Source organism: Sphingobium sp. FG11, from assembly GCF_057809915.1.
Genome location: NZ_JBMDKW010000020.1, coordinates 1 through 23,477 on the forward strand (window position 1 = coordinate 1; position 23,477 = coordinate 23,477).

The window sequence follows — 23,477 nt, forward strand, 5'->3', positions numbered from 1 at the left end:
ACACGCTCGGAGCGGCCGGAAGCCGACCGTCCCCTTTCCACCCTTCTCCGCCATTCTAAGTAGACGGAATTTGTCCGCGCCGTCTAGGATGTTCGCTGGATAAGCTGGTTCGCCTGATAGCCCGACGACCCATCCGAAATCGCAAAAAATCATGATCGCAGGCACATGAATGGGCAGGCGAGTGTAATCCGTGTTATCGGTATTCCCGGCACGAAGAAAGGCCCGGTCGCTCGCGCAACCGGGCCTTTCTTCATGTAATCCGGGAGTGGATCAGCCGCTATAATACATGTCGAATTCGACCGGCGACGGGGCCATTTCCCAACGATAGACTTCGGGCCATTTCAGTTCGAGATAGGCGTCGATCTGATCCTTGGTGAACACGCCGCCCTTGAGCAGGAAGTCCTGATCGGCGGAGAGTGCATCGAGCGCCTCGCGGAGCGAACCACAAACGGTCGGCACCTGCGCCAGTTCGGCCGGCGGCAGATCATAGAGATTCTTGTCCATCGGGCCGCCCGGGTGGATCTTGTTCTCGATGCCGTCGATGCCCGCCATCAGCAGCGCTGCGGTGGCAAGGTAGGAGTTGGCGAGCGGATCGGGGAAGCGGAACTCGACGCGCTTCGCCTTGGTGCCGGCACCGTAAGGAATGCGGCACGAAGCCGAACGGTTGCGCGCCGAATAGGCGAGCAGCACGGGCGCTTCGAAGCCCGGCACCAGCCGCTTGTAGCTGTTGGTGGTCGGGTTGGTGAAGGCGTTGATCGCCTTGGCATGCTTGATGACGCCGCCGATGAAATAGAGGCAGGTTTCGGAGAGACCGGCATAGCCGTCGCCCGCGAAAGTGTTCTTGCCGTCCTTCCAGATCGAGATGTGCGTGTGCATGCCCGAACCATTGTCCGCCTTGATCGGCTTGGGCATGAACGTCGCGGTCTTGCCATAGGCCTGAGCGACCATCTTCACGACATATTTGTAGATCTGGATGCGATCGCAGGTTTCGGTCAGCTTGCCGAAGGTCAGGCCCAGTTCATGCTGAGACCCTGCGACTTCATGATGATGCTTGTCCATGGGCAGGCCCATTTCGAGCAGAGTGGTCACCATTTCGGCGCGGATGTCGGTGGTGACATCGACCGGACCGACCGGGAAATAACCGCCCTTGGCGCGCGGGCGATGGCCCATATTGCCGCCTTCATAGGTGGTGCCGGTGTTGGTGGGCAGTTCGACATCGTCCAGCTTGTAATAGCTGCTGCTATAGGTGTTATCGAACTTCACGTCGTCGAACATGAAGAATTCCGGCTCCGGACCGATGAACACGGTGTCGCCAAGGCCGGTCGACTTGAGGAAGGATTCGGCGCGCTTGGCGGTCGAGCGGGGGTCACGCGAATAGAGCGAGCCGTCTTCCGGTTCGACGATGTCGCACACCAGGATCAGCATCGGCGTCGCGCTGAACGGATCGACATAGACCGCGTCCAGATCCGGCTTCAGGATCATGTCGGATTCGTTGATTTCCTTCCAGCCCTCGATCGAGGAGCCGTCGAACATCAGGCCGTCGGTCAGCTCATCCTCGCCGATGACGCCCGCGCACATGGTCAGGTGGTGCCAGGCGCCCTTGGTGTCGGTGAAACGGACATCGACCCACTCGATTTCCTTTTCTTCGATGATCTTGAGGATGTCTTTAGGCGTATTGGCCATGTGCATTTGCCCTTCTCATTGACTACCCCCCCGAAGGGGTAAAGTGGATAGGTGTCCGCCAGCCCCCTGATGCCGGCATAAACGGCTGGTCAGATGGCGTCGCTGTCGCGCTCGCCGGTTCGAATGCGCACCGCGCCTTCGATCGCTGAAATGAAAATCTTGCCGTCGCCGATGCGGCCGGTCTGGGCGGCGTTCGAGATCGCTTCGACCACCCGGTCCGCCAGAGCGTCGTCAACCACGACCTCCAGTTTCACCTTGGGCAGGAAGTCGACCACATATTCGGCACCCCGATATAGTTCGGTATGCCCCTTTTGCCGACCAAAGCCCTTGGCTTCGGTCACGGTGATGCCCGATACGCCGACTTCGTGAAGCGCTTCCTTCACTTCATCCAGCTTGAACGGTTTGATGATCGCCTCGATCTTTTTCATCGTTAAAAATCCCAACACATTAGCATCAGCGGATTGCGGCAGAATCCCGCGCTCCTCATCTCTCCGAATCATATCTCGTCAGCGGCGTAGATCATGCCTTTGGCGGCTCTCTCTACCCCTTAACAAACAATTACCGTGCCAAACTGGCGAATCGCCGGAACATGCTTTCGGCGATGCAGCAATCTTTGTCCATATTGCCCTGATTCCGGGCATAAAGCAGCGGCGATGCCCATTTTTTAAGCAGCGCTTCGAGCCGATCAGCGGCCATAAGGCGGAGCGTCAAGGCCAACACGGCTTTGCGTAAAAATCTCGCACCCGGTTTCGGTGATGCCGATACTATGTTCGAATTGCGCCGACAGGGTTCGGTCGCGCGTCACGGCTGTCCAGCCATCGTCGAGCATGCGGACGCCGGGCTTGCCGATATTGATCATCGGCTCGATCGTGAAGAACATGCCCGGCCGCAATTCCGGTCCGGTGCCGGGACGGCCGACATGAACGACCTCGGGACTGTCATGAAACACCTGGCCCAGCCCATGGCCGCAAAAATCGCGGACGACGCCATAGCGGTGCTTTTCCGCATGTTGCTGGATCGCATGGCCGATGTCGCCCAGATGATTGCCGGGCCTGGCCTGCTCGATGCCCAGCATCAGGCATTCATAGGTCACGTCGATCAGGCGTCGCGCCTTGATGGGCGCTTCGCCGGCAATATACATGCGGCTCGAATCGCCATGCCAGCCATCGACCAGCGGGGTCACGTCGATGTTGAGGATGTCGCCGTCGCGCAGTGTCTGTTCGCCGGGGATGCCGTGGCAGATCACATTGTTGAGCGAAATGCAGCAGCTATGGGTGTAGCCCCGATAGCCCAGCGTCGCCGGCACGCCGCCGCCGTCGAGCGTCATGCGGCGTACGATATCGTCCAGTTCGCCCGTGCTGACGCCCGGCACGACATGGGGAACGAGCGCGTCGAGGATTTCGGCGGCGAGGCGGCCAGCGCGGCGCATGCCGTCGAAACCGGCTGCGTCATACAGTTTGATGGCGCTGGAGCGGGATACCGGCGCGTCGGCGGTCATGGTCATATATTCGGTCATGCGACAGATTATAGGGCGGTTTGCGTCAAGATGCGAGGGGGTGCGGCTAGGCAGAGGCGCTGCCACAGGCTATGGGCGGCGCATGGTGAATCCCGACCGCATCTGGACCGCAGCGCTGATCGTCATTGGCGACGAAATCCTGTCAGGACGCACGCAGGACAAGAATATCGCGCAGATCGCCGCGTGGCTCAATGTGCAGGGCATCCGGCTGCGCGAAGTGCGGGTGGTGCCTGATGTCGAGGCGGCAATCGTAGAGGCGGTGAACACGCTGAGGGCGCGTAACGACTATCTGTTCACGACGGGGGGCATCGGCCCGACACATGACGATATCACGGTCGACGCCATCGCCGCAGCGCTGGGCGTTGAGGTGGAAGTGCATGCCAAAGCCCGGCAGGTGCTGGAGAATTATTATGCGACACGCGGCGGGCTGACCGATGCACGGCTGCGCATGGCGCGGGTGCCGGCGGGCGCGAGTCTGATCGAAAACCGCATGTCGGGCGCGCCGGGCATAAGGCATGGCAATATCTTCATCATGGCGGGAGTGCCGCACATCACCGCAGGGATGCTCGACAGCCTGACCGGAACGCTGGATGGCGGTTTGCCGCTCTTGTCCGCGCAGATTGGCTGCTGGGTTGCGGAAAGCGAGATCGCCGATCTGCTGGGGCAGACGGAAAAGACCCATGAAGGCTGCCAGATCGGCAGCTACCCCTTTTTCCGGGAAGGCAGGACCGGCGCGAATTTCGTGGTGCGATCGACCGATCAGGAGCGGCTGGCGCAATGCGTCGCCGATCTGAGCGCAGGGCTGGAGGCGGGCGGCTGGCCCGTGGTCGAGGGCGGGATTTAGAAGTCAGGCATCGACCAGGTGGCGCGCGCGCATGAGCGCGGCGGGATCGGGCGCCCGCCCCAGAAAGGTGGCGAAAGATTCCATCGGGTCGCGGCTGTCGCCTTTGCTCAATATCTCTTCGCGGAAACGGCGGGCCAGGGCGGGATTGAAGATGTCACCGCTTGCCGTGAACGCCTCGAATGCGTCGGCATCGAGCGCTTCGGACCAGATGTAGCTATAATAGGCGCTGGCATAGCCGCCGTCGAAAATATGGGTGAAATAGGGCATGCGGTGGCGCAGGCCGATGGCGTCCGGCATGCCGATGCGCGCAAGTTCCGCCTCAACGAAAGCGCGCGGATCGGCGGCGGCGTCCAGTCCCGCGCGATGCATGGCCAGATCGACGAGCGCGCAACCAATCAGCTCGACCGTCGCGAAACCCTGGCCATAGGCTTCGGCCTGCCGAATCGCGGCGATGAGGTCGTCGGGCACGCCGAAGCCCGACAGAACCTCGCGGCTGACGATCCAGTTTTCCATGAACTTGCTCGGAAATTCCACGAAATCGCGCGCGACCGCCGTGCCGGACTGGCTGGGATAGGTGACGCGCGAGAGCAGCCCGTGCAGCGCATGGCCGAATTCGTGAAACAGCGTGCGCGCTTCATCGATCGACAGGCGCGTGGCGGCGGTGTCCGGTGGCGGGGCGGCGGCGAAATTCGCGACCAGATACACGACCGGCAGCACCTCCCCATCCAGCCGCTCCTGCACCCGCAGGCTGCCCATCCATGCGCCGCCATGTTTTTCGGGTCGCGCGAGATAGTCGGTGAAGAGCAGGCCGGCCGGGGTTCCGGCCTCATCGTCCACCTGCCAGGCCCAGACCTCGGGATGATAGCCGGCCATGTCGAAGCGGCGGGTGAAAGTGAGGCCGTAAAGGCGGCGGGCGGTGTCGAACGCGGCTTGCCGCACGGCGTCGAGCCGCAGATGCTGCGCCACCGCCGCGCCATCCAGCGCGAAACGATCACGTCGCACGCGCTCGGCATAAAAGCGCCAGTCCCACGGCGCGAGCGCGAAGGTTCCGCCATCCGCCTCGATCAGCGCCTGCAACTCCGCAGCTTCCTGCCCGGCGCGGCGCTTGCCCGGCTCCCACAATTGTTCGAGCAGCTTCTGCGCGGCGTCAGGAGTATGCGCCATACTGTCTTTGAGCGCATAATCGGCATGGTCGCGATAGCCGAGCAAGGCCGCCCGCTCATGCCGCAGCGCCAGCGTTTCGGCGATGATCGGCCAATTATCATGCATGCCCCCATCGCAGCGGTCGGTGAAGGCGCGCCACAGCCGTTCGCGCAGGTCGGGGCGCGTTGAGAAGGCGAGGAAATTTTCATAATCGGCGCGGTCGAGCGTGATGTGGAAGCGTCCCGGCGCGTCCTTGGCGGCGGCGCGGCCCGCTGCGGCTTCGCGCATGGTCGGGGGCAGACCGTCGAGATCATCGGGACCAAGGTCCATGACCCAGTCCGCCGTCGCTGCCATGACATGATGGCCGAATGCGACCGACAGCGCCGAGAGCCGCGCGTCGATCGCAGCGAAGCGGGCCTTGCCTGCTTCGTCCAGCGCGGAACCACCCCGCAGGAAGCCTGCATGGGTCGTCTCAACGAGACGGACTTGTTCGGGCAGGAGACCGGCTTCGTGACGCGCGGCATGGACCGTGGCGACGCGCGCGGCGAGAACTGCGTCATGGCCGATCGCTGTCGCATGCGCGCTCATCAGCGCCGACACTTCGCCCTCGATGGCGCGAATCTCGGGCGTCGCCTGCGCCGAAGACAGCGTCCAGAACAGCCGTCGCACCCGCGCCAGCGCCGCGCCCGAACGCTCCAGCGCGGCGATGACATTATCGAAGCTGGCCGGATCGGGATTGCCGGTAATCGCGGCGATCTCTTCGCGGTGCCAGCTGGTCGCGACATGCAGGGCAGGCAGGATATCGTCAGTCCGCACCGCCGCGAAAGGCGGCGCGCCAAGCGGGCCGTCCCATGGCAGGAGCAGGGGATTGGACGCGATGTCAGTCAATCTCGCTTACCTCGTCGGTATGAACGTCGAACCGCACCAATGTCGTGCGGCCAAAGACCGTGGTCAAGGCGACATCGGTCGCGTCGCGGCCACGTGCCATCAGGATGCGGCCGATGCGCGGCCGATTGTGGCGAGCGTCATACGTATACCAGTCGCCAGCAACATAGACATCGAACCATGCGCTGAAATCCATCGGTGCATCGACCGGGGGCACGCCGATATCGCCGAGATAGCCGGTGCAGTAGCGCGCCGGGATGTTCATGCACCGGCACAGCGTCACGGCCAGATGCGCGAAATCGCGGCACACGCCCTGCCGTTCCTGATAGGCATTCCACGCCGTCTTGTCGCTGCGGGCGTGATGATAGCCGAATTCGATATGATGATGGACGAACTGGACGATCGCTTCCACCCGGTCGCGGGCGTCGCGGATATGGCCAAAGTTCGACCAGGCGACGTCCATCAGCCGGTCCGTCTCGCAATAGCGGCTGCCCAGCAGGAAGGGGATGACGTCGTCGGGCAAATCCTCCACCGGAACCTGCGCACCTTCCGGCGGGCGGCGATCCGGTTCGCCGCTGTCGGCGATGGTAAAATCGCAGGACAGGGTGACGCCACCGCGCGGGATCGTCAGGCGCGTTGCGACATTGCCGAAACCGTCCTCATATTGATAGAGCGGGATGTCCGGATCGGCCATCAGCCGCTGGGGCGATTCCAGATCCTGATGCCGCGAGGGATGAAGGCTGAGCAGTGCCATCATCGCGGTCGGCTCGTCGGTTTCAAAGCGAATATCATATCCGCAGCGTATCAGCATGGATATCTACTTCCCTGTTGGGCCGGCGCGCCGGCTGTTGATGGCGCTATGATCGGTCAAGGCATATTGCGATGGGTCGGCGCGATGGACATCGACGGTGACGTCCATGCCCAGAAAGCTGGCGGGCGGGCCGAACCAGGTGCCCGACAGCGGCAACGCCTGATAGGGATCGCGCGCGATGGCGACGCGGATGAGGCCGCGATTGCCGATGATGCCGTTGGTCGGATCGAACTCGACCCAGCCCGATCCCGGCAGGAAGATGCGGACCCAGGCATGGGTGTTCCCGCCGCCGACCACCCCTTCGGAGGGGGAAGGATTATAGACATAGCCCGATACGAAACGCGCCGCGAAGCCGAGCGCGCGGACCGCTTCGATCATCAGAACGGCGAAGTCGCGGCAGGTGCCCTGGCGCTGGTTCAATGTCTCGATCGGCGTCTGGGTGCCCTTTTCGTGGCGCGAAACATAGGTGAAGTCGCGGCGGATACTGGTCGCCATGTCGGTCAGCATCGCAACGGTGCCGGTGGCGCCATCGTCACGCACGAAGGCGCGCGCCCAATTGTCGACGATGCGTTCGGGATCATGATGCTGCCGCTCGATCGAGCGCAGCAGGTCGGGCATATCCTCCGACGAATAGGTGAAGGGGAACAGCCGGGCATAGGGTTCGACATCGACCTGCCCCTGCGCGAGCGGCGCATGTTCGAGCGTCGCCTCGCTGGCCACGATCAGGTCGTCGGCGCGGCGATCGAACTGGGCGATGGCGACAGAATTGCCGAACACATCATGCAGCCAGCGCAGTTCGCGCGGTTCGGGCGTGATTTCCAGGCGGGCGGACAGGAGCCGCTGGTCAAAGGCTTCTCGCGGGCGCATCATGATGCGATGCTCACCAAGCGAGACGGGTTGCCGGTAGCGGTAGCGGGTAACATGGCGGATCGTCAGCAACGGCATGGGGGCGGGTCCTGATGGCCGGGCGCGCGCCGGAACATTTGCTGGGACCGGATGATCCGGCGCCATTCGTGCTGCTTAACGCGGAAGGATCATCGCCGTTCCTTTTGACCGGCGACCATGCCGGAAATGCCGTTCCGGCGAAGCTCGGCGGACTGGGCCTCGCGGGTGAGGAACTGTCGCGCCATATCGGGATAGACATCGGCGTGCGCGGCATGGGCGAGGCGCTGGCGACCCTGCTCGACGCTCCGTTTATCCACCAGCCTTATTCGCGGCTGGTGATCGACTGCAACCGCGATCCCTCGGTGGAAGAGGCGATTCCGGCGGTCGCGGACGGCACGCGGGTCTCCGGTAATGAGGGGATGAGCGCGATGGATCGGCAGCGGCGGATCGTGGAAATTCACACGCCCTATCATGCGGCGATCGCAGCCCTGTTGGCGCAACGGGCCGATCGCGGGCAACGGACGATATTGCTGGCGCTGCACAGCTTCACCCCGGTTCTGGGCGGCGTGTGGCGACCGTGGGACGTGGGCGTGCTGCATTGGCAGGGCGATGTGATCTTCGCGCTGCGGCTGCTGCGGGCGTTGCGCGAGGAAACGGGGCTGACGGTGGGCGACAATGCGCCCTATGTGATGGACGCGACCGACCATAGCGTGCCGCGCCATGCCTTTGCGCGCGCGCTGCCCTATGCGGAGATCGAGGTGCGGCAGGACCTGATCGGCGATGCGGCCGGGCAGGCGCATTGGGCCGAACTGATCGCCCATGCGGCGCGGCGCGCGGCGTCGGCGGACTGACGGCCGCCTTGCGTCAGGCGATTAGGTTGATCGCCACGATGATGAGGATGGAGGCGAGGATCGGGCGCAGGATCGATTCGCGCACATGCGACGCCATCATGCTGCCCAGCGCGATGCCCGGCACCGATCCGACCAGCAATGCGCCCAGCAACGCGAAATCGACCGTGCCGAGCCACCAGTGGCCGATGCCCGCGACGAAGGTCAGGGGCACCGCATGGGCCACATCGCTGCCGACGATGCGAGCGATGGGCTTGCGGGGATAGAGGACCAGCAGGGCCGTCGCGCCGATCGCCCCTGCGCCGACCGAGGTGACGGATACGGCGGCCCCCACCACAGCGCCCAGCAACACAGTGAGATTACGCGTAGTCTTCGGATCGCGATCCTGCCCATGGCTGCGCGACCAGGATAGGATCTTGTTCTTCGCGAGAAGGGCAATGCCGGTCAGCAGCAGCATGATGCCGAGCGTGACCTTGATCGGATCGACGATCTGGGCGGAGGGCGGGCCGGCCGTCGCCAGCACCCCCAGCGCCAGGACGGCGGCGGGCATGCTGCCGAGCGCAAGCCAGCCGACGATCGACCAGTCCACCGATCGCTTCCAGTTATGAACGAAGCTGCCGACGCTTTTTGTAATGCAGGCATAAAGAAGATCTGTGCCGACGGCGGACGCCGGATGAAAATTGAATATGAGCACGAGGATCGGCGTCATCAGCGACCCGCCGCCCACACCCGTCAGCCCTACCAGAGTGCCGACCCCGAAACCCGCCAGCGAATAAAGCAGGTTCGCGCTCATTGCGCGAAACCTGAAGCGCGGAAAATCAGGTCAGGTCGGGTTGAGTGGGGCAGGACACGCGCTCCATATTGGTCGGCTTGGCTGGGTTTGTAGGGGAGGCCGTGCCCGGCCGCGACAAAAAAAACTTAGGTTAGCCGATAGCTGCGGATCACCCCGTCCTGTTTTGCTACCCAATTCGGGTTGACAATATGGCCGCCTGCATGACACGAGCCGGGTTCGCCCGCCGCCGCCCTCCTGTGGCGCGGGACAATTGTCAGCGGGGAGCATGGTGTGAGCGAAGGATTTCAAGGCACAATCGCGGTAATCGGCGGCACTGGCGATCTGGGCGCGGCGATCGCCCGGCGTCTGGCCAAGGCCGGCCGCAAGGTCATCATCGGATCGCGCGGGCTGGAAGGCGCGGTCGCGGCCGCCGAACGGCTGGGCTTTGGCCTCACCGGCCTCGCCAACCCCGACGCGGCGGCGGCGGCGGACATTGTGATCGTCACCGTGCCCTTCGCCGCGCAGGAAGGGACGCTCCAGAGCATCGCCGGCCATGTCGCGGGCAAGATCGTCGTCGACACCACGGTGCCGCTGGTGCCGCCGCGCGTGATGCGCGTGCAGTTGCCGCCCGAAGGCAGCGCTGCGGTCAAGGCGCAGGGCCTGCTGGGCGAGGACGTGACCGTCGTGTCCGCGTTCCACAGCGTCGCCGCGCACAAGCTGATCACCGACGAGGAAGTCGCATGCGACGTACTGGTGTTCGGTGATGACAAGGCGGCGCGATCGAAGGTCGTGGCGCTGGCCAATGATTGCGGGCTGCGCGGCCTGCATGCCGGGGCGCTCGCCAATTCGGCGGCGGCCGAGGCGCTGACCTCCGTGCTCATCTTCCTCAACAAGACCTACAAGGTGGACGGCGCGGGCGTCGTCATCACCGGGACGCTGGTCGAACCGGAATGAGTGGTCGCGTCGTCGTGCTGACGGGTGGCGTCGGCGGGGCCAAGCTGGTGCTGGGACTCCAGCAACTGCTCGATCCCGCGAACGTCACCGCGATCGTCAACACCGGCGACGATTTCACGCATCTCGGGCTGCATGTATCGCCAGACATCGACACGCTGCTCTATACGTTGAGCGGCAAGTCGAATGTCGCGCAGGGCTGGGGGCGCGAAGGGGAAAGCTGGAATTTCCTCGATGCGCTCCGGTCGCTGGGCGGCGAGGACTGGTTCATGCTGGGCGACGGCGATCTGGCGCTGCATGTGCTGCGATCCATGCGTCTTGCGCGCGGCGATAGCCTGTCGGCGATCACCGCCGATTTCGCGCGGGCATGGGGCATCGGCATCGACGTGCTGCCGATGAGCGACCGGCCCGTCGCGACCCATCTCGATACCGATGAGGGCGTGCTGCCGTTCCAGCGCTATTTCGTCGAACGGCGGTGCCAGCCGGTCGTGCGGAAGGTGCTGTTTGAAGGGGCGGCGGATGCCGTGCCCGCGCCCGGCGTGTGCGAAGCCATCCTCGCGCCCGAGACCGAGGCCATATTGATCGCGCCGTCCAACCCCTATCTGAGCGTCGATCCGATATTCGCGGTGCCGGGCATCCGGGATGCGTTGCGGGCGGCGCAGGCGCCCGTGATCGCGGTGTCCCCGATTGTGGGTGGAGAGGCCGTTAAGGGGCCGACGGCCAAGCTGATGCGCGAACTGGGTAGTCAGGTGACGCCGCAGGCGGTCGCGGCCCATTATGGCGATGTTCTGGACGGCATGCTGGTCGATGAACGCGATGCGAAGGTCGATCTGGGGATCGCGTCGGTGCAGACCGATACGCTGATGACCACGCTCGATGACCGGGTGCGAGTCGCGCAAGCCGCGCTGGCGCTAGCCGCCGGCATTCGTTGAATTAACGCACTGCGTCTGTTGCTGCGGCGCGGTGACTTGAAAATTACTCACGCGCATCGCCTGTGTCGGCGGCTATAAGGACCGAGGCGGCGTCCGGTCGGACGGCGTGCGAGCGACCGGAGCAGGCCATGACAACAGAAGTCGCAGACAAGCAGATCGAGGTTAAAGCGAGCGCAATTCCGCCCGCCGCCGCGCAAGCGCTCGCGTCGCTGCTGGGCGATCGCTTCACCACGGCGCGCGCGATCCGCGATCAATATGGCCGGGGTGAGGCCTATCCCACGCTGCTGCCGCCCGATGCCGTGGCCTTTCCGCAAAGCACCGAAGAAGTCAGCCGGATCGCGAAGATCTGTTTCGCGCATGGCGTGCCGATGGTGCCAAGCGGAGCGGCGACGTCGCTAGAGGGGAACATCACCGCGCCGATGGGCGGGCTGGGCATCAATCTCGCGCGGATGGACCGGATCGTGGAGGTGAACGAGGCCGACCTCGATTGCGTGGTGGAGGCGGGCGTCACCCGCGAGCAACTCAACCACGAGTTGCGTGCAGCCGGGCTGTTTTTTCCGATCGACCCCGGCGCCAATGCGACGCTGGGCGGCATGGCCTCCACCCGTGCGTCGGGCACCAATGCCGTGCGATACGGCACCATGGCGGAAAATGCGCTGGGGCTGACCGTGGTTCAGCCGGACGGCACGGTGATCCATACCGGCGGCCGCGCGCGCAAGTCGGCTGCGGGCTATGACCTGACGCGGGTCTATGTGGGGTCCGAAGGGACGCTCGGCATCATCACCGAGGTCAGGCTGCGGCTGTACGGCATTCCCGATACGATGGCGGCCGCCACCTGCGCGTTCGACGATCTCGCCGGTGCGGTCAACACGGTCACGCAGTTGATCCAGATCGGCGTGCCGGTGGCGCGCGTCGAATTGCTCGACGAGATGCAGGTGCGCGCCTGCAACGCCTATTCGGGGCTAAACCTGCCGGAAAAACCCCATCTGTTCTTCGAATTTCATGGGTCGAAACTGGCGACGCAGGAAGATGCCGAAACCGCGCTTGCGATCGCGAGCGGCGAGGGTGGATCGGGCTTCGAATGGGCGACGGCGACCGAGGATCGCAACCGGCTGTGGAAAGCGCGGCACAATGCCTATTTCGCGGCGGTCGCGCTGCGCCCCGGCGCTCAGGTCTGGTCATCCGACGTTTGCGTGCCGGTGTCGCACCTGGCCGATGCGGTGCTGGCGGTGCGTGCCGATATCGATCGAAACGGCCTGACCGCGCCCATCGTCGGGCATGTCGGCGACGGCAACTTCCACGTCCTCTTCGCCATTGATCCGGCCGACCCCGCCGAGCGAGAACGCGCCGAAACGGTCTACGCCGCGATGATCGAGCGCGCCATCGCGGTGGGGGGAAGCTGCACCGGCGAACATGGCGTCGGCATGGTCAAGGGCAAGCATCTCGTCAGCGAACATGGCGCGGCGGGCGTGCAGACGATGCGCCAGATCAAGCGGGCGCTCGATCCGCAGGGCCTGATGAATCCCGGCAAGATATTCGTCGGCTAGCATCCTTATAGATTATCAAATCGAACAGGATCAGGCGGCCGACGATATGCCTGGCGCCGTGGATCTGACAGGCAAGCGCGTACATTACCGGCGCGGGTCTGGGGCTTGTGGCATGCCGCGCAATCACGGTGCACGATCTGGCAAAAGGCTGCGAGGCGATCACCGGATTTGCCACCAGCGCGCCCGGCAGCGTGGAACTGGTCGAGAGCGCCCGGACGCGGTCTGAATACCCTATAATCCGGATTGCCGGGTGTCCGGCGTCGATGATTCGCCGTTCGTGTCCAACGACAGGCCGCGCGCCTATCCCGTAGATCCCGATCGCGCGACGAAGTTGTGGGCATCAGCGAACGGCTGGTCGGCGAGACGTTCGACTTTTAGGGGAGAATGCGTGCCTGAGCGCGCCGAGTGGTGGTGAGTCCAGCTGGGTTCGAACCAGCGACCTACTGATTAAAAGTCAGTTGCTCTACCGACTGAGCTATGGACCCCCGTTAAGGTCCGCTCGCCCTAGTGGCCCGATTGGCGCGGGTCAACCTCTGGCGGGCGGCTTTGGGCGGGGTTTTTGCGGTCGAGGCTTTTGTAAACGCGCGTAAAGCTGGCGGATGGTGCGGCCGGTGACCGGGTCGCGCCAGCCCGGCGCGATGGCGAGCAGCGGGCGGAGTACGAAATCCCGTTGGCGGAAGGCCGGATGGGGGATGGTGAGGGAGCGCGACTGCCATGCTCCCCCCGACCAGAGGATGATGTCGATATCCACGCTGCGCGCGCCCCAGCGCCGGTGGCGGCGGCGGCCAAGATCGCGCTCCAGCCGTTGCAACCGCGCCAGCAGCATGTCGGGCGCGAGCGGCGTTTCGAGCAAGAGCGCCGCATTGGCGAAGCGGCGGGCGGAAGGACCGAGCGGTGGCGTCGATATCGTGGGGGATCGGGAGATGATCCGTCCCAGCCCGGCGATGGCGAGTGCCATGGCATCGATCAGGCGATGAGGCGTCAGAACCGCCGACAGCGCCCGGTTGGACCCCAGCGCGAGCGCATAGACGCTGGTCCGCTGCGGCATCTACCGGGCTTCAGCCAGCGCCTGCCCCTTGATGGCCGCATAGGCGATATCGCGCGCATCGACGGGCAGCGACAGGAGATAGCGCGACGCATCCCGATAGGTCAGCAGCGCTGATCCTTCCACGACGATCGGCGTCGTCCGGGCATTGAATATCCGCCGCAACAGCCGGTGCTGCGGTCGGCTGAGCGCCTCGTCCAGTCGTGTGTCGGCGTTCTCATCCATCTGCGGCGCACTCATAAATCCTGGGCGATTCGGGTGTAGAGTTCAGGGCGGCGATCGCGGAAGAAGCCCATGCCCGCGCGATGCTTGCGCGCGCGTTCAAGGTCGAGCGTCGCGACCAGCGCGCCATGATCCTTCGCATCCGCCTCGGCAGCGAAATCACCCCATTCGTCCGTGATGAAGCTGTGGCCGTAAAAAAGCTGGCCATCCTCGTCCCCGATCCGGTTGGCGGCGATCACCGGCATGCAGTTGCTGACCGCATGGCCGATCATCGCGCGCCGCCACATGCGGCTGGTGTCGAGATCGGCGTCATAGGGTTCAGAGCCGATGGCGGTAGGATAGAACAGCATCTCAGCGCCCATGAGCGCCATCACCCGCGCGGTTTCGGGATACCACTGGTCCCAACAGATGCCGACGCCGATCGTGCCGTATCGGGTCGGCCACACCTTGAACCCGCTATTGCCGGGGCGGAAATAATATTTCTCTTCATAGCCGGGGCCATCGGGGATGTGGCTCTTGCGATAAACGCCCATGATCTCGCCCTCATCGTCGATCATCGCGAGCGAGTTGTAATAGTGATGGCCGTCGCGCTCGAAGAAGCTGGTCGGGATGTAGACGCCAAGCTCCTTCGCCAGCTTGCGCATCTCCTGCACCGCCGGGTGGGTGTCGGTCGGCTGGGCGCTGGCGAACAGGGCCTCGTCCTCGACGCGGCAGAAATAGGGTCCTTCGAACAGCTCGGGCGGCAGGATGATCTTCGCCCCCCGGATCGCGGCCTTGGCCACATGATCGGCGACCCTGGCGATATTGTCGCCCATATCGTCGGAGAAGGGAAGCTGGAGCGCGGCTACGGTGACTTTGGTCATGGCTGTCCCGATAGTTCAGGCGGAAGGCATTTGCTGGCTGCAACAGTGGAAGCTGCCGCCGCCCGACAATATGGCGTCGCTCGATAATCCGACAATGTCCCGTCCCGGAAAGAAGGGCGCGAGCGCGTCGAGCGCGGCCTGATCGTTGGGCTGGCCGTAGACGGGCACGATGACGGCGGCGTTGCCGATGTAGAAATTCATATAGCTGGCCGGTATCGCCTCGCCATCGACCAGCACCAGGCCGGGCGAGGGGATGTCCGCCACCTCGACCCCATGCGCCTTTGCCCGCGCGCGCGCGTCGGCATAGATGGCGGCGTTGGGATCATCGGCGGTGGTGGCGACCGGCAGGGCCAGCACGCCCGGCGCGACGAAGCGGGCGAGATTATCGACATGGCCATCGGTATGATCGCCCAGCAGGCCGTCGCCCAGCCACAGCATGTCCGATAGCCCGAGGCTGCCCGCGAGCAAGGTTTCGATCTTGCCGCGATCGAGGTCCGGGTTGCGATTGGGGTTGAGCAGGCATTGTTCGGTGGTCACGAACAGACCCGTGCCATCGGTGTCGACCGCCCCCCCCTCGAAAATCCAGTTCTGGGTCGCGGTGGGCAAGCCGGTCGTCGCGGCGAGGCGCGCGCCGATATCCTCATCCCCCGGCATCCGATATTTGCCGCCCCAGCCGTTGAAGCCGAAATCGACCAGCGCGCGGCCGCCAGCGCCGGTGACGGCGATAGGCGCGGTGTCGCGCAGCCACACATCGCCCAGCGCCTGCACGGTGATCGTCACGCCGGGATCGGTCAGGGCGTGGGCCGCGTTCGCGTCGGCGTCATTCGCAACGACGAGGCGGACCTCTTCGCCGCGCCCGCCCGCATGAACCGCGCTGGCGAAGGCGGCGATCTGCCGCCGCGCGCCATCGAACGCGCCGGGCCATTCGGCGGGGTTGGTCGGGAAGCCGATCCAGACCCAGTCATGGGACGCCCATTCGGCGGGCATGCGAAAGCTCATTACGGCATCCTTGGGCGGCGAGGCAGGGGCCTCCCCCTAGCAGCGGGCGCGCGCCAAGGGGAGAGGGCTTCTACAGCCCCGTCCGGTCCTTGTCGCGAATGGCGCGAAATTCATCGCCCGGCGTCCAGTTGGGCCAGTCGGCCGTGTTGGCGAGCGCCCGGCCGACATCATAATAGAGTGTGAGGTCGGCCTGCACCCCGCTCCAGTCCCATCGCGGATCATATTCGTCCTTGGGACCATGATAGCGATGCTCCTCATACTCCCGATAGGCCGCCGCCCCCGCCGCCTGTCCGCCGGTCAGCAGATCCTGCCCGGTTTCGAAATAGAGCATCGGCACGCCATGTTTGGCGAAGCTGAAATGGTCGGAGCGATAGTAGAAGCCCTTTTCCGGCGTGGGTTCGTCGCTGGCGACCCGGCCCTGCGTCGCAAGGGCGCGGTCGAGATAGGCATCGAGACCCGACTTCCCCCGTCCGATGACGATCACATTATGCGCCGGTCCCCAAATCTGCATCGCGTCGATATTGACGCCGCCGACCGTGCGGTTGAGCGGAAACACCGGATGCTCGCCATAATAGGCCGATCCGAGCAGCCCCGATTCCTCCGCCGTGACCGCCAGGAAAACCTGGCTGCGTTCGCTCGGGCCGGCTCGCACATTGGCTTCCGCGATGGCGACCAGCGCGGCGACGCCCGTGGCGTTATCGACCGCGCCATTGCAGATATCGTCGCCATCGGCGGCCTTCTCGCAATGACCCAGATGATCCCAATGGGCGCTGTAGAGCACATAGTCGTCCGGCCGGGTCTTGCCGGGAAGCAGGGCGACGACATTTTTCGAACTATGCTTGCGGATCATATTGTCGAACGAGACCGATGCCTTGATCCCCGACAGCGACATGGCCCGGAAGCCCGGCTTTTTCGCGGCGGCGGTGAGCGTGTCGAGGTTGAGACCCGCGTTCGCCATCAGGGCGGCGGCCTTGTCCTTCTGAATCCAGCCGATGGCGGCGGACTTGTCGGCATTACCGTTGGCGCTGTCGGCGACATGCTGCGGCCCGGTCCAGCTCGACTGCACGACGTTCCAGCCATAGGCAGCGGGCATGCTGTCATGGACGATGATCGCGGCGGCCGCGCCCTGCCGCGCGGCTTCCTCATATTTATAGGTCCAGCGGCCATAATAGGTCATCGCCCGGCCATTGAACGGCCCGGTCAGCGAGGCGCTTTCATAATCGGGGTCGTTGACGAGGATGATGACGGTCTTGCCCTTAACATCCACCCCGGCATAGTCGTTCCAGCCCTTTTCCGGGGCGTTGATGCCATAGCCGACGAACACCACCGGGCTATCCTTGATCGCGATATGCGGCTGCGTCGTGCGGTAGGTGCCGATCACCATTTCCGGACCATAGGCGGCGGACAGCGGAGCCTTCCCGCCCGTGAAGGTTAGCGGCGAAATGTTCTTCGCGGCGATCTCAACCAGCGGCACATCCTGAAACCAGCTACCCTGATTGCCGGGCTGGAGACCGAGCGCTGAAAAGCGCTGCACCAGATAAGCGAGCGTCTTGTCCTCACCCGGAGAGCCGGGCGCGCGGCCTTCATAGCTGTCGGCGGAAATCTCCTGCACGACCGCTTTCATCGTATTGATCGACGGGGCCGCTATGGTGGAAGGGCCGGCGCGCTGAGATGTAGTGGCGCAGGCCGACAGCACGAGAGTGAGGGCGGGCATGAGAAGGCAGGACCGGCGCATCGTGAAGCCCTTTCGGAAGAAGGCCTGGAAGATGACAGCCCAACCCACAGCTCGCAAGATCGTTGCGCCAACGAAAAAGGGGCGGCCCGCAAGGACCGCCCCTTTTTGCATCGCCGAAGCGAAACCGATCAGCGCGAATAGAATTCGACGACCAGATTGGGTTCCATCTTCACCGGATAGGGTACTTCGTCCAGCGTCGGCACGCGGACATAGCTGACCTTCGCCGCACCGTCGGGGGCGACATAGTCGGGGATGTCGCGCTCGGCCAATGCCTGCGCTTCCATCACCAGCGCCATTTCCTGCGCCTTCTTGCCCAGCGTGATCTCGTCGCCCGGCTTCACCAGACGCGACGCGATGTTGCACTTCACGCCGTTCACATAGATGTGACCGTGCGAAACGATCTGGCGGGCCGAAAAGATCGTCGGCGCGAACTTGGCGCGGTAGACGACCGCGTCGAGGCGACGCTCCAGCAGGCCGATCAGGTTCTGGCCGGTGTCACCCTTCATGCGGCTCGCTTCGAAATAGTTCTTCTTGAACTGCTTCTCGGTGATGTCGCCATAATAGCCCTTGAGCTTCTGCTTGGCGCGCAACTGGATGCCGTAATCGGAAACCTTGCCCTTACGGCGCTGGCCGTGCTGACCCGGACCATATTCCCGCTTGTTGACCGGGCTTTTGGGACGACCCCAGATATTCTCGCCCATACGACGGTCGAGCTTATGCTTGGCGCTGGTGCGCTTCGTCATGATATGTCCTTACAATTGCTTACAACGTTATTCCCGGTCATCGCCTACGTCCATATTGCGTCATGCGCTCAGGGGCAGGGCCACCGCTTCACCGGGATGCGGGACCAATCGCGAAGGCGCGCCTATGGGCAAGCGGGGGCATCATGTCAACCCTCGACTCAGCGGCGGCGGCGGCTTAGGCGGGCATCATGAATCCTGAAAGCTATTCCACGATGACGCAGGTGCGCGCCGGTGTCGACAATCTCGACCGCCAGATCGTCGGCCTGCTGGCGCAGCGCTTTGCGCATATGCGCGCCGCCGCCCGGATCAAGCCGGATCGCGATCAGGTGCGCGACGAAGCACGCAAGGCGGAAGTGATCGCCAACGCCTGCGCCGAAGCCGAGCAACAGGGCGTGCCGTGCGACCTGATCGAAGACATCTGGGAAAAGCTTGTCGAGGCGTCGATCGCTTACGAAATGGCGGAATTCGACCGGATCAGGGAGTAGCCCTTCAGCGCTCGCGCGGCCGGTTCAGGTGGGACAGCACGCCACGCAGCGTGCGCACCTCCAGATGATTCCAGCCCGGCTTGGTCAAAAGGTTGCGCAGCGTCAGTTTCGTGGCGGGGGCGCGGTCAGGCGGGAAGAAATAGCCGACCTTTTCCAGCAATGTCGTGAACTGGCCGATCATACCTTCCAGTTCCTCCTGCGGCGCCGGTTCGCCAAGGTTGGTGATCGTCGGCTGTTCGAGCGCGGCCTGTTTCGACCATTCATAGGCGCACAGGATCACCGCCTGCGCGAGATTGAGCGATCCGAATTCCGGGTTGATCGGCACGGTCAGGATCTTGCGGGCGAGCGCCACATCCTCCGTTTCCAGCCCCGATCGCTCCGGCCCGAACACGAATGCGCTCCGTCCCTGCGCCACGCGGATTTCCTGTGCGGCCTCCTGCGGCGTCACCACCGGCTTCGTCACGCCGCGCTTGCGGACGGTGGTGGCGTAGACATGAGCGCAATCGGCGACGGCCTCGGCCAGCGAGTCGAACAGCTGCGCCCGCTCCAGCACGATGTCCGCGCCCGCGGCGGACGGGCCGGCGTCCGGGTTGGGCCAGCCGTCGCGCGGGGATACGAGCCGCATCTCGGTCAGCCCGAAATTCAGCATCGCGCGCGCCGCCTTGCCGATATTCTCGCCCAACTGCGGGCGGACGAGGATGATGAGGGGCGGGGGAGGCAGGTCATTCACCTCACTCACTCCCCACCTCCTTCACCGACCCGGCGAAATCCTCGAAATCCCGCGCATCGGTGAAATCCTTATAGACGCTGGCGAAGCGGATATAGGCGACGCTGTCGAGGCCCTTGAGGCCCTGCATCACCATCTCGCCGATCGCGCGGGCCGGGATTTCGCTGTCGCCGCCGGTTTCGAGCTGGCGCTGGATGCCGGAAATCAGCTTTTCGAGGCGATCGGGGGTGATTGGACGCTTGCGGCAGGCGATGTCGATCGATCGGGTCAGCTTGTCGCGGTCGAACGCTTCCTTGCGGCCCTCGCTCTTGATGACCCACATGTCGCGCAACTGGATGCGCTCGAAGGTGGTGAAGCGCGCACCGCACGCTTCGCACTGCCGGCGACGGCGGATGGCGGCGCCATCCTCCGTCGGCCGGCTGTCCTTCACCTGGCTGTCTTCATGGGTGCAGAAGGGGCAGCGCAAGTCGGCTTAGCCTTCGTAGATCGGGAACCGCGCCGTCAGCGCCAGCACCTTCTCGCGCACATGTGCCTCGACCTGGCCATCGCCATCGTCGCCATTGCGCTTGAGACCCTCGACCACCTGCGCGATCAGCCCGCCGATCTCGCGAAATTCCGCTTCGCCAAAGCCGCGCGTCGTGCCGGCGGGCGTGCCGAGGCGAACGCCGGACGTGACGAAGGGCTTCGCGGTGTCGAACGGCACATTATTCTTGTTACAGGTGATGTAAGCCCGATCGAGCGCCTTTTCCGCTGCCTTGCCCGTCGTGTTCTTGGGGCGCAGATCCACCAGCATCAGGTGATTGTCGGTGCCGCCCGATGCGATCTGCAATCCGGCTTCTGCGAGTGTTTCCGCCAGCGCCTTGGCATTGGCGACGACCTGATGGGCATAGGCCTTGAACTCGGGCGTCATCGCTTCCTTGAACGCCACCGCCTTGGCGGCGATGATGTGCATCAGCGGCCCGCCCTGAAGGCCGGGGAAGATCGCGCTGTTGATCTTCTTGGCGATGGCTTCGTCGTTCGTCAGGATGATGCCCGAACGCGGGCCACGCAGCGACTTGTGGGTCGTGGTCGTGGTGACATGGGCGTGCGGCACGGGCGAAGGGTGCGCGCCACCGGCGACGAGGCCGGAGAAATGCGACATGTCGGCAAGCAGATACGCGCCGACCTCATCCGCGATCTCGCGGAAGCGCGGGAAATCCCACACGCGCGAATAGGCGGTGCCGCCACAGATGATAAGCTTTGGCTTACATTCGCGGGCGATCCGGGCGACCTCGTCCATGTCGATCAGATGATCGTCCTCGCGCACGCCATAGGGCACGGGGTTGAACCATTTGCCGCTCATATTCACCGGCGAACCGTGGGTCAGGTGGCCACCCGACGACAGGTCGAGGCCCATGAAGGTATCGCCCGGCTGTAACAACGCGAGGAATACGGCCTGATTCATCTGGCTGCCGCTATTGGGCTGGACGTTGGCGAATTGCGCGCCGAACAGCGCCTTGGCCCGCTCGATCGCCAGTGTCTCGACGATATCGGCATATTCGCAGCCGCCATAATAGCGCTTGCCCGGATAGCCCTCGGCATATTTGTTGGTGAAGATGGAGCCGGCGGCTTCCAGAACCGCTTTCGACACGATGTTTTCGGACGCGATCAGCTCGATCTTGTCCTGCTGACGCTTCAGCTCCTTGCCGATGGCGTCGAAAATCTCCGCATCGGCCGAAGCCAGATCCTCGGAAAAGAACCCCGCCTGACGGATGGACTGGGAAAGGGTGGAAATGCTCATGATCGGTCCTTTCAGAGCGCGGGGTTCGACAGTTTTTCGACTCGGCCGGCATGGCGGCCGCCGCCAAAATCGGTCGTCAGAAATGCGGTAAGGCAGGCTTTAGCCATGTCCACGCCGGTCAGGCGCGCGCCCATGGCGATGACATTGGCGTCATTATGCTCGCGCGCGAGCGCGGCCGACAGCGGTTCGGAAACCAGCGCGGCGCGGCAGGCGGGATTGCGATTGACGGCAATCGAAATGCCGATGCCCGATCCGCACAGCGCGACCCCGCGTTCAACGCTGCCGCTGGCGACGGCAGCGGCGAGCTTGTAGCCAAAGTCGGGATAATCGACGCGATCGGCGGTTGCAGGGCCAAGATCGGTGACATCATGCCCTTCCTCGCGCAGCCATGTCGCGAGTTTGGCTTTCAGGTCGATGGCGGCGTGATCGGATGCGATGGCGATTTTCATGAGTGCTGCCCCTACGTTCATGGGGTGATTCGTTCCCGCGCCTCTTAAGTCGTGCGCCGCCCAATTGCCACAGTCCAGCTTGCCGCTTATGGCCTGTCGTCATGACGGGCACGATATTATCCATTCTGATGCTGGCGGGCGCGGCGATGACCGGCGGCGGCATATTTGCGATTGCGAAGAAGAATGACCGCAAGCGCGGCGCATTGATGATCCTGGCGGGATTCGTGATGTTCGCCAACGTCGCTATCGCCGTAGTTCCATATAATTAGAAACTGATTTTGACAGGCCGTCTCAATAGGGTGGGGATTTACCGCGGCCCATAGAGTGTCGATCTGAATGCTGCGACGCAGCAATAAAACGTAACGATTAGACCTATGGATATGCAGCACGGCCAACCCATATCGACCCTCCCAACCACAAGGAGGTCGTTTATGCATTCGTCTGGAAATCGGAATGGTCAGATGAAAGGCGGGTCGTTTCGTGCCGCTCTCCTGATGCTAACCTTCGGTTTTTCCGTTCTGGCGTTCCTCGTGTCGATCGAGCATCCCGAATGGTTTCATCTTCGCCCGATGACCGGCGCAGCCATCGCCATGTCGCATGCATCGGATATCGCATCGATCGACAGCGGCGCTGGTCATTGATGGATAGCCATCTGCCTGTAGATTATGCCTGCTTCATGAGCGAGACCCTATGATCGTCACTCCCGCGCCCAGTCTGAAGCATATCGTTCGCGAAGTCTGGAAGCCGCTGACCCTGCTGTTCGTGTGGGATGTGGTCGTTACTGCCACCTACTATCTCTTACCGTTCAGAGCGCCCGAACTGCCGTTGACGCTGTTGGGATCGGCGGTGGCGCTGTTTCTGGGGTTTCGCACCAATTCCGCCTATCAGCGCTGGTGGGAGGGGCGCGGCCTGTGGGGGCTGATGATCAACGCCAGCCGCAGTCTTGCGCGCGCGACGCGCAACTTCCTGCCCGACCCGGAGGCAAGCGACCTCAAGCGCACCATCGTCCAGCGCCAGATCGCCTATGTGAACGCGCTGCGCTGCCAGTTGCGGCGGCAATCGGCCGATGCCGAAGTGAAGCGGTTCCTTAACAAAGGCGACGCCGATCTGGCGCTGGCGCGGACCAATATCCCCAACGGCATATTGGATGGAACGGGCCGGCGGATCGATATCGCGCGGCGCAACGGCTGGATTGACACCATTCAGCAATCGCGGATGGAGAGCGTGCTGATCGACATCGCCAATGCGCAGGGGGGCATGGAGCGGCTGAAAAATACGCCGCTGCCCAACCATTTCCGCTTCTTCCCGACGCTGTTCGTGCATCTATTCTGCATCTTGTTGCCGTTCGGGCTGGTCGAGACGCTGGGTTTGGCGACCCCGCTCGGATCGACCGTCGCTGGCCTCATGTTTCTGGCGGTGCTGGCGATCGGCGACGATCTGGTCGATCCATTCGCCGACAGCGTGCATGATGTGCCGCTGACGGCGATGTGCCGGACGATCGAGATCGACTTGCTGCAAGCGATCGGCGAACAGGCGCCTGCTCCCATCGTGCCCGATCGTCATGGCATTTTATGGTAAGGACATGAAAAGGGCCGCGACATGGCGGCCCCTT

The 23,477-nt window shown here is 63.8% G+C and carries 25 protein-coding genes, 1 tRNA gene and 1 pseudogene; 9 read left to right on the top strand and 18 right to left on the bottom strand.

The features are described from left to right. Positions 1–270: 270 nt before the first annotated feature. The 3 genes from glnA to map form a co-directional block, all read right to left on the bottom strand. The gene (gene glnA, locus ACODSN_RS14510) at positions 271–1,683 is read right to left on the bottom strand and encodes a type I glutamate--ammonia ligase (RefSeq protein WP_489056204.1); all 1,413 of its coding nucleotides are present in this window, start codon (positions 1,681–1,683) and stop codon (positions 271–273) included. Between the two features lie 89 nt (positions 1,684–1,772). Next, positions 1,773–2,111, bottom strand: coding sequence for a P-II family nitrogen regulator (locus tag ACODSN_RS14515; protein ID WP_489056205.1), 339 nt, complete (start codon positions 2,109–2,111; stop codon positions 1,773–1,775). A 257-nt stretch (positions 2,112–2,368) separates the two neighbouring features. Next, positions 2,369–3,199: a type I methionyl aminopeptidase gene (gene map, locus ACODSN_RS14520; protein ID WP_489056206.1), complete on the bottom strand. Its 831-nt coding sequence runs from the start codon at positions 3,197–3,199 to the stop codon at positions 2,369–2,371. Positions 3,200–3,281: 82 nt separating this feature from the next. Here map and ACODSN_RS14525 point away from each other — a divergent pair, with 82 nt between their 5' ends. Continuing rightward, a complete protein-coding gene (locus ACODSN_RS14525; RefSeq protein WP_489056207.1) occupies positions 3,282–4,043 on the top strand; it encodes a competence/damage-inducible protein A in 762 nt (253 codons plus the stop codon). Between the two features lie 3 nt (positions 4,044–4,046). On the opposite strand, the gene ACODSN_RS14530 is transcribed toward ACODSN_RS14525, so the two are convergent. Genes ACODSN_RS14530 through ACODSN_RS14540 form a run of 3 tightly spaced genes read right to left on the bottom strand, consistent with a single transcriptional unit; the run spans position 4,047 to position 7,827 of the window. Continuing rightward, complete coding sequence (locus ACODSN_RS14530) at positions 4,047–6,074, bottom strand: M3 family metallopeptidase (protein ID WP_489056208.1); 2,028 nt, start codon at positions 6,072–6,074, stop codon at positions 4,047–4,049. Continuing rightward, positions 6,067–6,882: a transglutaminase-like domain-containing protein gene (locus ACODSN_RS14535; protein WP_489056209.1), complete on the bottom strand. Its 816-nt coding sequence runs from the start codon at positions 6,880–6,882 to the stop codon at positions 6,067–6,069. Before ACODSN_RS14535 ends, ACODSN_RS14530 begins: the two co-directional genes overlap by 8 nt. A gap of 6 nt (positions 6,883–6,888) precedes the next feature. After that, on the bottom strand, positions 6,889–7,827 hold the full coding sequence (locus tag ACODSN_RS14540; protein WP_489056210.1) for a transglutaminase family protein: 939 nt from the start codon (positions 7,825–7,827) through the stop codon (positions 6,889–6,891). 14 nt (positions 7,828–7,841) lie between these two features. Here ACODSN_RS14540 and ACODSN_RS14545 point away from each other — a divergent pair, with 14 nt between their 5' ends. Further along, entirely contained in the window at positions 7,842–8,618 is a 777-nt protein-coding gene (locus tag ACODSN_RS14545; RefSeq protein ID WP_489056211.1) for an N-formylglutamate amidohydrolase, read from the top strand. A 13-nt stretch (positions 8,619–8,631) separates the two neighbouring features. Here ACODSN_RS14545 and ACODSN_RS14550 read toward each other — a convergent pair whose 3' ends face one another. Then, positions 8,632–9,408: a sulfite exporter TauE/SafE family protein gene (locus tag ACODSN_RS14550; protein ID WP_489056212.1), complete on the bottom strand. Its 777-nt coding sequence runs from the start codon at positions 9,406–9,408 to the stop codon at positions 8,632–8,634. A 270-nt stretch (positions 9,409–9,678) separates the two neighbouring features. On the opposite strand from ACODSN_RS14550, the gene npdG reads away from it, so the two are divergent. The 3 genes from npdG (at position 9,679) to ACODSN_RS14565 (ending at position 12,817) form a co-directional block, all read left to right on the top strand. Next, entirely contained in the window at positions 9,679–10,341 is a 663-nt protein-coding gene (gene npdG, locus ACODSN_RS14555) for an NADPH-dependent F420 reductase (protein WP_489056213.1), read from the top strand. Next, the gene (gene cofD / locus ACODSN_RS14560; protein WP_489056214.1) at positions 10,338–11,270 is read left to right on the top strand and encodes a 2-phospho-L-lactate transferase; all 933 of its coding nucleotides are present in this window, start codon (positions 10,338–10,340) and stop codon (positions 11,268–11,270) included. Before npdG ends, cofD begins: the two co-directional genes overlap by 4 nt. Positions 11,271–11,398: 128 nt before the next feature. Next, positions 11,399–12,817 carry an FAD-binding oxidoreductase gene (locus ACODSN_RS14565; RefSeq protein ID WP_489056215.1) on the top strand — a complete coding sequence of 473 codons (1,419 nt, stop codon included), beginning with the start codon at positions 11,399–11,401 and terminating at the stop codon, positions 12,815–12,817. Between the two features lie 409 nt (positions 12,818–13,226). On the opposite strand, the gene ACODSN_RS14570 is transcribed toward ACODSN_RS14565, so the two are convergent. The 7 genes from ACODSN_RS14570 to rpsD all read right to left on the bottom strand — a co-directional run bounded on the left by ACODSN_RS14570 (position 13,227) and on the right by rpsD (position 18,424). Then, positions 13,227–13,302: transfer RNA gene (locus tag ACODSN_RS14570), tRNA-Lys, on the bottom strand. A 41-nt stretch (positions 13,303–13,343) separates the two neighbouring features. After that, positions 13,344–13,865 (bottom strand): 2-amino-4-hydroxy-6-hydroxymethyldihydropteridine diphosphokinase, encoded by a 522-nt coding sequence (gene folK / locus ACODSN_RS14575; protein ID WP_489056216.1) that lies wholly within the window; start codon positions 13,863–13,865, stop codon positions 13,344–13,346. Beyond that, a complete protein-coding gene (locus tag ACODSN_RS14580) occupies positions 13,866–14,087 on the bottom strand; it encodes a hypothetical protein (protein WP_489056217.1) in 222 nt (73 codons plus the stop codon). An 11-nt stretch (positions 14,088–14,098) separates the two neighbouring features. Beyond that, positions 14,099–14,947, bottom strand: a complete 849-nt coding sequence (aguB, locus tag ACODSN_RS14585) for an N-carbamoylputrescine amidase (protein ID WP_489056218.1) — start codon at positions 14,945–14,947, stop codon at positions 14,099–14,101. 15 nt (positions 14,948–14,962) lie between these two features. Next, entirely contained in the window at positions 14,963–15,946 is a 984-nt protein-coding gene (locus ACODSN_RS14590; protein WP_489056219.1) for an agmatine deiminase family protein, read from the bottom strand. Between the two features lie 70 nt (positions 15,947–16,016). Next, positions 16,017–17,681, bottom strand: coding sequence for a M28 family peptidase (locus ACODSN_RS14595; protein WP_489056220.1), 1,665 nt, complete (start codon positions 17,679–17,681; stop codon positions 16,017–16,019). 128 nt (positions 17,682–17,809) lie between these two features. Next, positions 17,810–18,424 carry a 30S ribosomal protein S4 gene (gene rpsD / locus ACODSN_RS14600; protein ID WP_489056221.1) on the bottom strand — a complete coding sequence of 205 codons (615 nt, stop codon included), beginning with the start codon at positions 18,422–18,424 and terminating at the stop codon, positions 17,810–17,812. Between the two features lie 188 nt (positions 18,425–18,612). On the opposite strand from rpsD, the gene ACODSN_RS14605 reads away from it, so the two are divergent. After that, complete coding sequence (locus ACODSN_RS14605; protein ID WP_489056222.1) at positions 18,613–18,909, top strand: chorismate mutase; 297 nt, start codon at positions 18,613–18,615, stop codon at positions 18,907–18,909. 4 nt (positions 18,910–18,913) lie between these two features. On the opposite strand, the pseudogene ACODSN_RS14610 reads toward ACODSN_RS14605, so the two are convergent. The 4 genes and pseudogenes from ACODSN_RS14610 to rpiB form a co-directional block, all read right to left on the bottom strand. Continuing rightward, positions 18,914–19,624 (bottom strand): annotated as a pseudogene (locus tag ACODSN_RS14610) (RNA methyltransferase); the annotation flags it as partial. A gap of 16 nt (positions 19,625–19,640) precedes the next feature. Then, on the bottom strand, positions 19,641–20,102 hold the full coding sequence (gene nrdR, locus ACODSN_RS14615) for a transcriptional regulator NrdR (protein ID WP_489056223.1): 462 nt from the start codon (positions 20,100–20,102) through the stop codon (positions 19,641–19,643). Between the two features lie 6 nt (positions 20,103–20,108). After that, on the bottom strand, positions 20,109–21,416 hold the full coding sequence (gene glyA, locus ACODSN_RS14620; protein ID WP_489056224.1) for a serine hydroxymethyltransferase: 1,308 nt from the start codon (positions 21,414–21,416) through the stop codon (positions 20,109–20,111). An 11-nt stretch (positions 21,417–21,427) separates the two neighbouring features. After that, complete coding sequence (gene rpiB, locus ACODSN_RS14625; RefSeq protein WP_489056225.1) at positions 21,428–21,865, bottom strand: ribose 5-phosphate isomerase B; 438 nt, start codon at positions 21,863–21,865, stop codon at positions 21,428–21,430. A gap of 101 nt (positions 21,866–21,966) precedes the next feature. Between rpiB and ACODSN_RS14630 the strand changes: the two genes are divergently transcribed. The 3 genes from ACODSN_RS14630 to ACODSN_RS14640 all read left to right on the top strand — a co-directional run bounded on the left by ACODSN_RS14630 (position 21,967) and on the right by ACODSN_RS14640 (position 23,443). Then, entirely contained in the window at positions 21,967–22,134 is a 168-nt protein-coding gene (locus tag ACODSN_RS14630; RefSeq protein WP_489056226.1) for a hypothetical protein, read from the top strand. A gap of 192 nt (positions 22,135–22,326) precedes the next feature. Continuing rightward, entirely contained in the window at positions 22,327–22,506 is a 180-nt protein-coding gene (locus ACODSN_RS14635) for a hypothetical protein (RefSeq protein WP_489056227.1), read from the top strand. Between the two features lie 49 nt (positions 22,507–22,555). Next, positions 22,556–23,443, top strand: a complete 888-nt coding sequence (locus ACODSN_RS14640) for a bestrophin family protein (RefSeq protein ID WP_489056228.1) — start codon at positions 22,556–22,558, stop codon at positions 23,441–23,443. Positions 23,444–23,477: the final 34 nt, after the last annotated feature.

Coding starts and splice junctions, on each gene's coding strand:
- glnA (WP_489056204.1), bottom strand. CDS start 1,683: ATGGCCAATACGCCTAAAGACATCCTCAAGATCATCGAAGAAAAGGAA.
- ACODSN_RS14515 (WP_489056205.1), bottom strand. CDS start 2,111: ATGAAAAAGATCGAGGCGATCATCAAACCGTTCAAGCTGGATGAAGTG.
- map (WP_489056206.1), bottom strand. CDS start 3,199: ATGACCGAATATATGACCATGACCGCCGACGCGCCGGTATCCCGCTCC.
- ACODSN_RS14525 (WP_489056207.1), top strand. CDS start 3,282: ATGGTGAATCCCGACCGCATCTGGACCGCAGCGCTGATCGTCATTGGC.
- ACODSN_RS14535 (WP_489056209.1), bottom strand. CDS start 6,882: ATGCTGATACGCTGCGGATATGATATTCGCTTTGAAACCGACGAGCCG.
- ACODSN_RS14540 (WP_489056210.1), bottom strand. CDS start 7,827: ATGCCGTTGCTGACGATCCGCCATGTTACCCGCTACCGCTACCGGCAA.
- ACODSN_RS14545 (WP_489056211.1), top strand. CDS start 7,842: ATGGCCGGGCGCGCGCCGGAACATTTGCTGGGACCGGATGATCCGGCG.
- ACODSN_RS14550 (WP_489056212.1), bottom strand. CDS start 9,408: ATGAGCGCGAACCTGCTTTATTCGCTGGCGGGTTTCGGGGTCGGCACT.
- cofD (WP_489056214.1), top strand. CDS start 10,338: ATGAGTGGTCGCGTCGTCGTGCTGACGGGTGGCGTCGGCGGGGCCAAG.
- ACODSN_RS14565 (WP_489056215.1), top strand. CDS start 11,399: ATGACAACAGAAGTCGCAGACAAGCAGATCGAGGTTAAAGCGAGCGCA.
- folK (WP_489056216.1), bottom strand. CDS start 13,865: ATGCCGCAGCGGACCAGCGTCTATGCGCTCGCGCTGGGGTCCAACCGG.
- ACODSN_RS14580 (WP_489056217.1), bottom strand. CDS start 14,087: ATGGATGAGAACGCCGACACACGACTGGACGAGGCGCTCAGCCGACCG.
- aguB (WP_489056218.1), bottom strand. CDS start 14,947: ATGACCAAAGTCACCGTAGCCGCGCTCCAGCTTCCCTTCTCCGACGAT.
- ACODSN_RS14590 (WP_489056219.1), bottom strand. CDS start 15,946: ATGAGCTTTCGCATGCCCGCCGAATGGGCGTCCCATGACTGGGTCTGG.
- ACODSN_RS14595 (WP_489056220.1), bottom strand. CDS start 17,681: ATGCGCCGGTCCTGCCTTCTCATGCCCGCCCTCACTCTCGTGCTGTCG.
- rpsD (WP_489056221.1), bottom strand. CDS start 18,424: ATGACGAAGCGCACCAGCGCCAAGCATAAGCTCGACCGTCGTATGGGC.
- ACODSN_RS14605 (WP_489056222.1), top strand. CDS start 18,613: ATGAATCCTGAAAGCTATTCCACGATGACGCAGGTGCGCGCCGGTGTC.
- glyA (WP_489056224.1), bottom strand. CDS start 21,416: ATGAGCATTTCCACCCTTTCCCAGTCCATCCGTCAGGCGGGGTTCTTT.
- rpiB (WP_489056225.1), bottom strand. CDS start 21,865: ATGAAAATCGCCATCGCATCCGATCACGCCGCCATCGACCTGAAAGCC.
- ACODSN_RS14630 (WP_489056226.1), top strand. CDS start 21,967: ATGACGGGCACGATATTATCCATTCTGATGCTGGCGGGCGCGGCGATG.
- ACODSN_RS14635 (WP_489056227.1), top strand. CDS start 22,327: ATGAAAGGCGGGTCGTTTCGTGCCGCTCTCCTGATGCTAACCTTCGGT.
- ACODSN_RS14640 (WP_489056228.1), top strand. CDS start 22,556: ATGATCGTCACTCCCGCGCCCAGTCTGAAGCATATCGTTCGCGAAGTC.